Here is an 11767-nt window from a genome sequence, read left to right on the forward strand (position 1 = left end):
AGCGCCGCGCGGCCCGAAAGTGTCACACCTGGCCGCCGAGGCGGTCGGCGAGCGTGCGAAGTCCCCGGTGGGCGGCGGTGCGCACGGCTCCGGGGCGCTTCCCGAGCACCGCCGCGGCGGCCTTGGCGTCGAGCCCGACGACGGCCCGCAGCACCACGGCTTCGGCCTGGTCACGCGGCAGCGTCGCGATCAGCGCGAGCGCCGCGTCGGTGGTCGTCGCCTCGATCGCCGCGGCGGCGGTGTCGTCGGGCGCGGGGCGATCGGGGAACCACTCGGCCGGCGCGTCGGAGACCGGCCGGCGGCGCCGGTGGCGCAGGTGGTCCAGCGCCCGGTGCCGCCCGATCGTGGCCGTCCACGCCCGGAAGCCGTCCGGGTCGCCCCGGAACGACGCCAGGTCGCGGGTGATGTGCAACCACGCCTCCGAGGCGACGTCCTCGGCGTCCTGACCCACCAGCACCCGCAGGTACCGGCACAGCCCGGGGTGCACCGCCCGGTACAGCACCCGGAAGGCGTCCTCGTCACCTCGCTGCGCCCGCTCGAGGGCCGTCGACAGATCGGCGTCCTCCGCCGCGCGGCAAGGGACCGACTTCAGCTCCACACGCATCCTTAGCGGTCTGCCCCACCGCATTCGTCCCGGCCATCATGAGCCATCCGCCGGGCCCGCGAAAGCCCGCCCCGCCGGCCTCTGGTCACAACGCCGCATCGGATCACTTCGACCCGTAGCACCACCGCTGGATATCGATCGCCCGCGCGCGTACCACGTCGGCACCCCCGCGATCAAGTGACATCGGTCCCTTCCGATCGGGCCGGTCGCCCGGGGACTACTCAGGCCGGTCGCCCGGAGTGACGAACGTCTCGGAATCCGCACACTCTTCGTGACGGTCCTCCTCGGACCAGCCGGTGCTCCCCGCCCCGGCACCCCTCCCGACGTAACAGCCAAGGAGCTTTCCCATGCGCAAGATCAGCAAGCGGTCCGCGGTCGTCCTGGGCGCCGCCGGCGTCGTCGTCGTGGCCGGCGTCGCCTACGCCGCCTGGACCAGCACCGGCGCGGGCTCGGGCTCGGTCACCTCGACCACCTCGGCCAACTCGGTGATCTCCCCCGCCGCCGGCGCCACGCTCTACCCGGGCGCGGTCAAGACCTTCACCGTCACCATCGACAACCAGAACGACTACCCGGTCGTGGTGAACAGCATCAGCGCCGGCTCCTCCAACGTGACCGAGGGCGGCTGCGCGGCGGGCACCGTGACGAGCGCCGCGGTCACCAACCCCACCGGCACCATCGCGCCCAAGGGGAGCGCGGTCTACACCCTCACCGCCACGATGAGCGGCTCCGCCACCGACGCGTGCAAGAGCCAGACGTTCACGCTGCCGCTGACCGCCACCCTCTCGTCGAACGCCTGATCGCGGCAGATGTCCAGGTGGCGGTTCGCCCTTCCGGCCGGCGCGCTGGTGGTCTGCACGTGGCTCGTCGTGGGCCCGTCGGCACCGGCGCCGGCCGCGAACGGCAACGGCATCAAGCAGTTCGCCATCACCGACGTGCCCGGCCGGGCCACCGCCCTCGCCCCCGGCGCCACCGGGACGCGGTGGATCCGGCTCGGGAACGCCGAGAACTTCCCGATCCTCGTGCAGACCGTCACCACGACGGTCGGCAGGCCCGTCGACGGCGGCGGGCGGCCCGTGCCGGGCTGCCCGGCGTCGTCGGTGCGGGTCGACGCGCTCGCCGCGCCGGTCACGGTCGCCGGGAACGGCACCGCCGACGTCGCGCTCACCACCCACCTGCTCGCCGGCGCGCCCGACGCGTGCCGCGGCCTCACTTTTCCCCTGACGTACACAGGAACGGCGGTCAAGCCATGAACAGCCCCACCCTGCGCCGCGCGGTCGTCGTCACCGCGGTGGTCGGCGCGACGCTGGGCGGCGGGATCGCCGTCGCGGCCTGGACGAGCTCCGGTTCGGGCTCGGCCACGGCGAAGGCCGGCACGGCCACGGCCCCGGCGACGGGCACGGTGGACGCGTCGGCGATCACGACCGGCCTGCTCTACCCGGGCGGCACGGGCACGGCGAAGCTCCTGGTGACCAACCCCAATCCCTACCCGGTGATGGTCACCAGGGTGGCCGCCGGAACCGGTGCGCCGACCGGTTCCGGCGGTATCGGCACCTGCACGACGACCGGCGTGTCCTGGCGGGTGGACCAGGCGCCGGGCACGCCGATCGCCGCGGGCGGCAACGCGACCATCACGCTGTCCGAAGCGGTCGCCATGGCACCCGGTTCGGACGACGGCTGCCAGGGCGCGGCGTTCTCGATCCCGGTCGTGGTGACGGTGGCGAGCGCATGAGCCGCATCGTGTTCGCCACGGGCCTGGTGGCGGCGGCGTGGGCGCTGGCGATCACCGGCCTGATCGCGGTCGGCGACGCGCGGGCCGAGGCCGCCTGGCTCAAGAGCGGGACCGGAGACGCAGGCGCCAAGGCGTTGCAGCTCGCGGCGCCGGGCTCCTTCTCGGTCACCACGGTGAAGTGCAACGGCAGCAACAAGTCGGTGAACATCAGCTGGGCCGCGATCACGGGCGCGCTGAACTACGAGGTCTACGCGACCAATTCTGCCGGTGGCAACGGCCAGGTACTCACCACCACGACCGCGACCGGCCTGACCGGCTACGACCTGCCGTACAAGCCCGCTGTGATCACGGTGCGCGGCCTTAACAACAAGTGGCGCGGCCAGGCCACGACCGCCGCGACCGGCTGCCCCTGACGAGGCTCCCATGTCCGACCACTCCGACCGCGGCCCGCCGGACGGCGCGCACCACCGCCTCGACCCGACCGAAACCCGACAACCCGAAGGAACTCCCATGTTGCAGAGACTCCGCGCCGCCCGGGCGAACCAGGACGGCTTCACCCTCATCGAACTGCTCATCGTCGTCGTGATCCTCGGCGTGCTCGCCGGTGTGGTCGTGTTCGCCGTCTCGGCGTTCAACGGCGACGGCAAGGCCGCCGCGTGCAACGCCGACTGGAAGAGCGTCGAGACCGCCAACGAGGCCCTCTACGCCAAAACCGGCGCCTACGCCGCCACACCCAAGGCCCTGAAGGACGCCGGCTACCTGAAGGACGAGCCGTCGGCCACCAACGGCTACACGATCACGATCGATGCCGCCGGTCTCGTCCACGCGAACGGCGCCTGCACCCACTGATCCGCCCGCCGCGGGGTGGGGTGACCCACCCCGCGGAACCCTTCGGAGGCACCCATGTCCACCCTGACCGGCAGCCGCGTCGACGGCCTGCTCGAAGCGCTGTGGCAGGCGCGCGGCACCGACCTGCTGCTCACCGCCGGCCTGCCGCCCCAGCTGCGCGTGCACGGCGACCTCTCCGCGGTTCCCGGCCACGCCGTCCTCACCGGCGAGGACACCGACGCCCTGCTCGCCGAGCTGCTCTCCGACGACCAGGCCCGCGCCTGGCGCGCGGCGCACGAATTCGACTTCTCCTTCAGCTGGCGCGACCACGCGCGCGTCCGCGGCAACGCCTTCACCCAGCGCGGGGACACCGTCGTCGCGCTGCGGATGATCCCGCGCCGCATCCCGGACATGACCGAGCTGGGCCTGCCGCCGGTCCTCACCGACTTCGCGCGGCGGCACCAGGGCCTGGTGCTCGTCACCGGGCCGACCGGGTCCGGCAAGTCCACGACGCTCGCCGCCGTCATCGACCGGATCAACCGCGAGCGCGCCTGCCACATCCTCACCGTCGAAGACCCGATCGAGTACGTCCACGAACACCGCCGCTCCGCGGTGAACCAGCGCGAGGTCGGCACCGACACCGAATCCTTCCCCGCGGCGCTGCGCAGCGCGCTGCGGGAAGACCCCGACGTCCTGCTCGTCGGCGAGATGCGCGATCTCGAATCCATCCGGTTCGCGCTCACCATCGCCGAGACCGGGCACCTCGTCTTCGCCACCCTGCACACCAACGACACCGCGCAGTCACTGGCGCGGATGGTCGACGTCTTCCCGGCCGGCCAGCAGGAGCAGGTCCGCGTCCAGCTGGCCGCGGCGCTCACCGGCATCGTGTACCAGCGGCTGCTGCCGCGGGTCGGCGGCGGGCTCGTCGCCGCCTTCGAGGTGCTCGTCGCGAACACCGCCGTGCGCAACCTCGTCAAGGAGGGCAAGCCGCACCAGCTGCGCAACGTCCTGGTGACCGGGCAGCGCGAAGGCATGGTGACGCTCGAGCAATCCCTCTCGGCACTCGTCGCCGCCGGGCTCGTCACGCCCGCCGACGCCGCCGCCCGCAGCCTCCACCCGCACGACATCGACCCGCGTCCCCGGCCGCGGAGCGTGCCGGCATGAGACTCCGCACCCAGCCCCGCACCGTCGACCTGCGCACGGTGACCCCGGACCGCGCCGCCGCCGACCTGCTCGGCGAGGCGAAGGCCCGCGAGCTCTGCGCCATTCCCCTGGCCGTGCGCGAAGACACCGTGCTCGTCGCGGTGGCCGACCCGGCGGCCGCGCCGGCGCTGCAGGAGGCCCTCGGCCGCCCGGTGACCGTCGCCGTCGCCGCCCGGGCCGACATCCTCGCCACCATCGCCCGCACCTACCGCGCGCTCACCGGGATCGACCAGCAGGTCAAGGCGTTCGAGGCCCGCGATTCCGTGCGCCGCGACGCCGTGCGCGCCGACGCCCCGGCGACCGCGAACGACGACGCGCCGGTCGTGCACGTCGTCTCGCTGATGATCACCCAGGCGCTGCGCGACCGCGCGTCCGACGTCCACGTCGAGCCCCAGGACGAGCGCGTGCGGGTGCGCTACCGCATCGACGGCGTGCTGCACGACGTCCTCGACCTGCCCGGCTCGATGGGGCCGGCCGTGGTCAGCCGGATCAAGATCCTCGCCGGGATGAACATCGTCGAGCGCCGCCGCCCGCAGGACGGGCAGATCAGCATGGACGTCGAAAGCCGTCCGGTGGACATCCGGGTGGCGACCACGCCGGTCGTCGGCGGCGAGAAGGTCGTGCTGCGGCTGCTCGACAAGAGCCGCCCGCTGTTCCGGCTGCCGCAGCTGGGCATGCCCGAAGACATGGCGGCGCGGTACTCGGCGGTGCTGCGGTCCCCCTACGGCATGGTCATCTGCGCCGGGCCGACCGGCAGCGGCAAGACGACCACGCTCTACGGCTCGCTGGGCGAGCTCGACAGCGCCGAGCGCAACATCATGACCATCGAGGACCCGGTGGAGTACACCATGTCCTCGATCAACCAGATCCAGATCAACGAGCAGACCGGCGTCACCTTCGCCGACGGGCTCAAGTCGATCCTGCGGCAGGACCCGGACGTCATCCTGGTCGGCGAGGTCCGCGACGCCGACACCGCGCGCATCGCCGTGCAGTCGGCGCTGACCGGGCACTTCGTGCTCTCGTCGCTGCACGCCACCGACGCCGCGTCGGCGCTGCACCGGTTGCTGGACATGGGGATCGAGAACTTCCTGGTCGCCTCCTCGATCACGGCGGTGCTCGCGCAGCGGCTGGTCCGCCGGATCTGCCTGCGCTGCCGCGAGTACTACCAGCCCTCGGCCGAGGAACTGTCCTTCCTGGACTCCATGGGCGCGGACGGGCCGGACGGTGGCTTCGTCCGCGGCGCCGGCTGCAACTTCTGCGCGCACACCGGGTTCCTCGACCGCACCGGCGTCTACGAGCTGATGCCGGTCGGCGAGGGGATCCGCTCGCTCGTGCTCGGCAACGCGCCGCACCACGAGGTCCACGAGCTGGCCCGCAAGGAGGGCATGCGGACGCTGCAGGACGAGGCCCTGCGGCTGATCGCCGAGGGCGTCACGACCCCGGCCGAGGTGCTGCGGTCGATCTACCTCACCGGAGGGGCACGATGAACCGGTACGCCTACGTCGCCACCGGCCCGGACGGCACGCGCACCCGCGGCGTCCAGAAGGCCGCCGACGCCGATTCCGCTGTCCTCGCGCTGTACGAGCGGGAGCTGCGGGACATCGAGATCACGCAGAAGAAGAGCCTGCTGCAGCTGGAGCTGACGGCGCCGCGGGTCAAGCGCGAGGTCGTCATGCACCTCTCGCGCCAGCTCGGGGCGTTCGTCCGGGCCGGGCTGCCGCTGATCGACGCCGTGCGGCTCCTCGGCGACGAGGCCTCGAACTCGACCGTGACGCGGATGCTGCGGCAGGTCGAGCAGGGGCTGCGCGGCGGGGAACGGCTGTCGGACTGCGTCGACCGCCACCCGAAGATCTTCCCCGAGTTCTACCGGGAGATCCTGCGCTCGGCCGAGCTCAGCGGCCAGCTCGACGTCGTCCTCGACCAGCTCGCGAACTACCTCGAACGGGACCTCGAAGCCCGGCGCCGGATCAAGGCCGCGCTGATCTACCCGGCGATGATCGCGCTGATGTCGGTCGTGACGGTCGTCGTGCTCGCCACGTTCGTGCTGCCGCGGTTCAAGGTGTTCTTCGCGAGCCTGCACGCGACCCTGCCGCTGCCCACGCGGATGCTGCTGGCCGTCACCGACTTCCTCGGCGACTGGTGGTGGGCGCTGCTGGCGGGCGGGCTCGTCCTGGGGGTGCTGTACCTGGCCGCGGTGCGCACGCCCGCCGGCCGGTACGCCCGCGACCGGGCGGTGCTGAGCCTGCCCGCGATCGGGCCGACCGTGCGGCACGCGCTGGTCGAGCGGTTCTGCCGGATCCTGTCGTCGATGGTCGGCGCCGGCGTGCCGCTGCCCGAAGCGCTGCGGGTGGCGACGGATTCCCTGCGCAACCGCGTGTTCCTGCGGGGGCTGGCCCGGGTCGGCGAGGCCGTGCTCGAAGGCGAGGGCCTCGCCCGGCCGCTGGCCGGGTCCGGGCTGCTGCCGGTGACGGCCGCGCAGATGATCCGCGTCGGCGAGGACACCGGCACGCTCGACACCCAGCTCGAAATCACCGCCCAGTACTACGAAGGCGAGCTCGACTACCGGCTGAAGAAGCTCACGGCGTTGTTCGAGCCGGCGGTCATCGTGGTGATGGGGCTCCTCGTCGGCTTCGTCGCCGTCGCCCTGGTGTCGGCGATGTACGGCATCTTCAACCAGGTGCACGTCTGATGAGCGCCGACGACCGGGGCGAGAGCCTGCTGGAACTGCTGATCGCGGTCGCGATCATGGGGATCGCGGTGGTGGCGATCGTCGGCGGCATCGGCGTCGGCGTGCTGATGTCCGACGTCCACCGCAAGCAGGCGACCGCGGGCACCGCCGCCCGCGACTTCGGCGAAGCCGTCGTGACCAAGGCGATGGCCGGGGGGTACGTACTGTGCGCTTCGCCGGCCAGCTACGCGTCTCCGGCGGGGTACACGGCGCCCGCGGGCTTCACCAGCTCGGTGGCGTCCGTGCGGTACTGGTCCGGCGGCGCCTGGGCGAGCACCTGCGGCGCCGACAGCGGGCTGCAGCAGGTGACCGTGCGGGTCGCCAGCACCGACGGGCGCGCGAGCGAACAGCTCGTCGTCGTCGTGCGGCGCGGCTGCGGGCTCAAGGAACCGCTGTGCTGAGCCGCCGCCCCGACGCCGGGTTCACCCTGGTCGAGCTGCTGATCGTGGTCGTGCTGCTCGGGGTGGTCGTGGCACCGGCCGCCACCGCGGTCGTCACGTCCATCCGCACCAGCGACGCCACCTCCGCGCGGCTGGAGCTGTCGCACGACGCCCAGCAGAGCGCCGCGTTCTTCGCCCAGGACGTCGCCGCGACGGGCCTGCGCGACTACTCGGGCGAGATCGCCGGCGGCACCGTGCCGTTCACGCCGTCGGTCCAGCTCGACGCCGCCTACGACGCCGGCGGGCAGGTGTGCGGCACGGCCGCGACCCCGGTTTCGCTGCTGCGCCTGCTTTCCGACGACTGGGACACGAGCGCCCCGGCCGCGACGCGCCGCACCGCGGTCGTCGCCTACTACCTCACCGGCACCGAGCTGCACCGCCTGCGCTGCCTCGGTTCCGCGCCGGTGGCCGACTCCGTCGTCGCCCACCACGTCCGGCCCGGCAGCGCCGCGGTGACGTGCTCCAGCACGTGCACCGCCGCCGACGTGCCGCTCTGGGTGAAGCTCGTCTTCACCGCGGCCTCGGACCGCGCCGACCCCTACCCCGTCACCCTCTTCGGCCAGCGGAGGCAGTCATGAAACCCCACGACGACAGCGGCGCGGCGCTGCCGCTGGTGCTCGTGCTGGTCACGGTGGTCGCCGTGGTGCTGGCCGCGGTGCTGTCGTTCGCCGAGACCAGCGTCCGCACGACGGTCAACCTGCGCGACCAGGCGTCGTCGGCGTACACGGCCGACGGCGCGCTGCAGGCCGCGATCAACGAGATCCGCAACAGCGGTTTCACCGGCGCGGCCGGCCAGCACTGCTTCGGCGCGTCCGACACGCTGACGCTGCCGTCGTTCACCGGCACCGGTTCCGCGGCCGTGTCGTGCACCGCCGACCCGGCGAAGGTGCTGATCCAGTGCCCGTCGCTGAGCACGTGCAACCGGCCGGGCAACGCGATCCTGACGCTCGGCAGGGGTGGCGAGGACGGCGTGACCATCCAGCAGCCGACCGGGTCCTCGTTCCGGGTGCACGGGGTCGTGTACTCGAACTCGACCATCAACGTCGTCAACGGCTCCCTCGACACCAACACGGCGGTCTACGCCCGCGGCGGTTGCACCGGGACGATCCGCAGCACGCCCGCGCCCGCGTGCTCCTACGGCGGGTCGAGCCTCGGCGACGACCCCGGCTACGCGCCGGCGCTGACGTCGGTGCCGCCCCACCGCGATCTTCCCGCGTGCACGCGCAGTGGTTCGGTGGTCGCCTTCGAGCCCGGCTACTACGACGACGCGGCCGGGCTGTCGGCGATGATGTCGAGCAGCAGCAAGTGCAAGGACAGCACCTGGTGGTTCAAGCCCGGCGCGTACTACTTCGACTTCCACAACGGCGCGGCGGTCCGGCCGCCCTCGCTGCCCGGCGGCGACGACGTGTGGACGATCGACAACGGCTACCTCGTCGCGGGCACGCCGGTCGACGGCAGCGGCCGGGTCGTGGCCGCGCCGTCGGTGCCGGCGGCGATCCCGGGCGCGTGCGACAACCCGATCGAGGACGCGAAGGCACAGGGCGTCCAGTTCGTCTTCGGCGGCGACAGCCGGCTGGCGGTGAAGGCCGGGCAGGCGGAGATCTGCGGGACCTACAGCGGGACGAAGCCACCGGTGGCGCTGTACGGGCTGACCTCCGGCGCGGAAGCGCCGGTCACGGCGACCGTCCCGCCCACCGCCGTCACGCCGGGGGACTTCGCCGACGCGACCGTCCCGCTGGTGTCCACTGTGGACGGCAAGGGCGCGACCTGGACCACCACCGCGAAGAACGGCGGTTCCGCGACCCTGGCGGCCACCGGCTTCGCCCCGGCGACGGCGCCGCCGGCCGGGACGATCCTCAAGTCCGCCAAGCTGCGGGTGGTGCACAGCAACGATCGCGGCGCCAAGAACGACACGCGGACGATCCAGTTCACCCCGGCCGGCGGCTCGCCGCTTTCGTTCCCCCTGGCCACCCCCGCCGACGGCTCGGTCGGCACCGAGGAGTTCGACCTGACCGGCCAGCTGACCCAGGCCGTCTACAACGGAACCTTCACCGGAGCCCAGGCGACCTACTCCGTGACCGTGAAGCACGACGGCACCGAGTCCGTGGACGCGCTGCAGCTGGACCTGAACTACACCCCGCCCGCGCTGCGCGCCGAAAGCGGCTGCACGCAGCTGGTGTACACGAGCAGTTCCGCCTGTGCCCTGGTGACTTCGGTGAACAACTCGGGCAACCGGTTCTACGTCCAGGGCACCACGTACGCCCCGAAAGCGGTCCTGGACGTCACGCTCAACAACGCCACCGAGCCGATCTTCCGGTTCGGCGTCGTCGCGCGGTCGCTGCAGGTGAAGCTGACCGGCAGCGTGACGTTCACGGGCCCGGTCATCGAGGTGCCCGACGACTCCCCCGGGTTCGTGTTCAGCGTCTACCTCAGCGCGTACGTCTGCCCCGGCGCGGGCACCTGCGCGCCGGGCGGGACGGCGGCCGCGCGGGCCCGGGTGGCCTATGTGGACGGTGATCCGGCCCGGCCGGTGCCCGGGTCGCGGCAGGTGTCGGTGCTGAGCTGGTCGGGTGCCCGGTGATCGCCGCCGTCGCGGGCGTGCTGGGCCTGGTGGTCGGTTCGTTCCTCAACGTGGTCGTGCACCGGGTGCCGCGCGGCGAGTCGGTGGTGCGCCCGCCGTCGCGGTGCCCGGGCTGCGGGCAGGGGATCCGGGCGCGGCACAACGTCCCGGTGCTGGGCTGGCTCGTCCTGCGCGGCCGCTGCGCCGGCTGCGGCGACCGGATCAGCGTCCGCTACCCGCTGGTCGAACTCGGCACGGCCGCGGTGTTCGTCCTGCTGGCGGCCCGGATCGCGCTGCCGGACCTGCCCGCGTACCTCTACTTCGGGGCGATCGGGATCGCGCTGGCCCTGATCGACGTCGACACGCGGCGGCTGCCGAACGCGCTCGTGCTGCCGTCCTACCCCGTGCTCGCGCTGCTGCTGACGGCGTCGGCCTGGTGGCAGGGCGACTGGGAGGCGGTCGTCCGCGCGTTCCTGGGCGGCGCCGCGCTGTTCGGGTTCTACCTGCTGCTGACAGTGGTGTACCCGGCGGGCATGGGTTTCGGTGACGTCCGCCTGGCCGGGCTGATCGGCGGTGTGCTGGCGTACGTGTCGTGGGAGGCACTGGTGTTCGGCGCCTTCGGCGGGTTCCTGCTGGGCGCGCTGGCGGGCGTCGCGGTGCTGGCCGGGGGCGGCGGCCGCAAGACCGCGTTGCCGTTCGGCCCGTTCATGCTCGCGGGTGCGCTCGTCGCCCTGTTCGCGGCCGCTCCGCTCGCGCGGGCGTACCTGCGGTTGACCGGGCTGGCCTGAGTGAAGGTCACGGTCCATCCGCGGCGAAGCTCTCCGTGCCGAGCACCGCGAGCAGCGCGAGCTTCTCCTGGCTTTCCGTCCCCGGCTCGGCGGTGAAAACGAGCAGCGACTGGCCTTCGTCCGGCTCCAGCAGCACCTGGCAGTAGAGGTCGAGCCGGCCCACCCGGGGGTGTGCGAACCGCTTGGTCTCACTCCACCGCAGACCCACTTCGTGGCGGTCCCACAGCCCGGCGAACTCGTCGCTGGCGCGCCGCAGGACTTCGGCCAGCTCCGCCGCCGGCGAGCCGGGTCCGTCGCGGGTCACCGCCCCGCGCAGCTGCGCGACGGTGATCCGGCCGTTCTTCTCGTGCTCCGCGGGGTCGTACCGCTCGCGCGCGGCGGGGTCGGTGAACCAGCGGTACGCGGCGCTGCGGGCGTTCCCGGTGTGGCGGGTCTCGTCGCCGAGCAGCGCCACCGCGGACGGCGTCTGCAGCAGCGTCTCGCCCAGCGGTCCCATCACCTGGGCGGTGGCGCCCGCCAGGCCGTCCATGATCCGCATCAGCCCGGGGCCGACGTGCCGGGACCGCAGGTCGCGCCGGGCGGCGCGGTAGCCGGCCAGCAGGAACAGGTGATCGCGCTCGGCCGGGGTCAGCCGCAGGCCGCGGGCGATCGCCGCGACCATCGGCTCCGACGGCCGCGGTCCGGTGCCGCGTTCGAGCCGGGCGAAGTAGTCGGCCGACATCGCGCACAGCTCCGCGACCTCCTCGCGCCGCAGGCCCGGCGTGCGCCGGCGGTGCCCCTGCCGCAGCCCGACGTCCGCCGGTCGCAGCGCCGCGCGCCGGGTGCGCAGGAACGCCCCCAGCGCCGCGAGGTCGAAGTTCCGGTCCATGGTCCCCATCGTCGACGGC

The 11767-nt window shown here is 73.0% G+C and carries 14 protein-coding genes; 12 read left to right on the plus strand and 2 right to left on the minus strand.

What is annotated here, in order from left to right; all coding sequences use genetic code 11:
* Positions 1 to 22: 22 nt before the first annotated feature.
* On the minus strand, positions 23 to 604 hold the full coding sequence (locus ACWEVP_RS01475) for an RNA polymerase sigma factor (RefSeq protein WP_452060662.1): 582 nt from the start codon (positions 602 to 604) through the stop codon (positions 23 to 25).
* A gap of 347 nt (positions 605 to 951) precedes the next feature.
* Here ACWEVP_RS01475 and ACWEVP_RS01480 point away from each other — a divergent pair, with 347 nt between their 5' ends.
* From ACWEVP_RS01480 to ACWEVP_RS01535, 12 genes are all read left to right on the plus strand, one after another.
* Complete coding sequence (locus tag ACWEVP_RS01480; RefSeq protein WP_452060663.1) at positions 952 to 1401, plus strand: hypothetical protein; 450 nt, start codon at positions 952 to 954, stop codon at positions 1399 to 1401.
* 9 nt (positions 1402 to 1410) lie between these two features.
* The gene (locus ACWEVP_RS01485) at positions 1411 to 1854 is read left to right on the plus strand and encodes a hypothetical protein (RefSeq protein ID WP_452060664.1); all 444 of its coding nucleotides are present in this window, start codon (positions 1411 to 1413) and stop codon (positions 1852 to 1854) included.
* Entirely contained in the window at positions 1851 to 2333 is a 483-nt protein-coding gene (locus ACWEVP_RS01490) for a hypothetical protein (RefSeq protein WP_452060665.1), read from the plus strand. The genes ACWEVP_RS01485 and ACWEVP_RS01490 overlap by 4 nt, the downstream gene beginning before the upstream one ends.
* A complete protein-coding gene (locus ACWEVP_RS01495; RefSeq protein WP_452060666.1) occupies positions 2330 to 2746 on the plus strand; it encodes a hypothetical protein in 417 nt (138 codons plus the stop codon). The genes ACWEVP_RS01490 and ACWEVP_RS01495 overlap by 4 nt, the downstream gene beginning before the upstream one ends.
* 97 nt (positions 2747 to 2843) lie before the next feature.
* On the plus strand, positions 2844 to 3182 hold the full coding sequence (locus tag ACWEVP_RS01500; protein WP_452060667.1) for a competence type IV pilus major pilin ComGC: 339 nt from the start codon (positions 2844 to 2846) through the stop codon (positions 3180 to 3182).
* A gap of 54 nt (positions 3183 to 3236) precedes the next feature.
* Positions 3237 to 4325, plus strand: coding sequence for a type IV pilus twitching motility protein PilT (locus ACWEVP_RS01505; protein WP_452060668.1), 1089 nt, complete (start codon positions 3237 to 3239; stop codon positions 4323 to 4325).
* On the plus strand, positions 4322 to 5851 hold the full coding sequence (locus tag ACWEVP_RS01510; protein WP_452060669.1) for a GspE/PulE family protein: 1530 nt from the start codon (positions 4322 to 4324) through the stop codon (positions 5849 to 5851). The genes ACWEVP_RS01505 and ACWEVP_RS01510 overlap by 4 nt, the downstream gene beginning before the upstream one ends.
* Positions 5848 to 7053, plus strand: coding sequence for a type II secretion system F family protein (locus ACWEVP_RS01515; RefSeq protein ID WP_452060670.1), 1206 nt, complete (start codon positions 5848 to 5850; stop codon positions 7051 to 7053). Before ACWEVP_RS01510 ends, ACWEVP_RS01515 begins: the two co-directional genes overlap by 4 nt.
* Positions 7053 to 7493: a type IV pilus modification PilV family protein gene (locus ACWEVP_RS01520; protein ID WP_452060671.1), complete on the plus strand. Its 441-nt coding sequence runs from the start codon at positions 7053 to 7055 to the stop codon at positions 7491 to 7493. The genes ACWEVP_RS01515 and ACWEVP_RS01520 overlap by 1 nt, the downstream gene beginning before the upstream one ends.
* Complete coding sequence (locus tag ACWEVP_RS01525) at positions 7487 to 8110, plus strand: prepilin-type N-terminal cleavage/methylation domain-containing protein (RefSeq protein WP_452060672.1); 624 nt, start codon at positions 7487 to 7489, stop codon at positions 8108 to 8110. Before ACWEVP_RS01520 ends, ACWEVP_RS01525 begins: the two co-directional genes overlap by 7 nt.
* A complete protein-coding gene (locus tag ACWEVP_RS01530) occupies positions 8107 to 10113 on the plus strand; it encodes a hypothetical protein (protein WP_452060673.1) in 2007 nt (668 codons plus the stop codon). The genes ACWEVP_RS01525 and ACWEVP_RS01530 overlap by 4 nt, the downstream gene beginning before the upstream one ends.
* A complete protein-coding gene (locus tag ACWEVP_RS01535; RefSeq protein WP_452060674.1) occupies positions 10110 to 10880 on the plus strand; it encodes a prepilin peptidase in 771 nt (256 codons plus the stop codon). Before ACWEVP_RS01530 ends, ACWEVP_RS01535 begins: the two co-directional genes overlap by 4 nt.
* Positions 10881 to 10887: 7 nt before the next feature.
* Here ACWEVP_RS01535 and ACWEVP_RS01540 read toward each other — a convergent pair whose 3' ends face one another.
* Positions 10888 to 11748, minus strand: coding sequence for a helix-turn-helix transcriptional regulator (locus tag ACWEVP_RS01540; RefSeq protein ID WP_452060675.1), 861 nt, complete (start codon positions 11746 to 11748; stop codon positions 10888 to 10890).
* Positions 11749 to 11767: the final 19 nt, after the last annotated feature.

It is taken from the genome of Amycolatopsis sp. NPDC003865 (assembly GCF_053605345.1).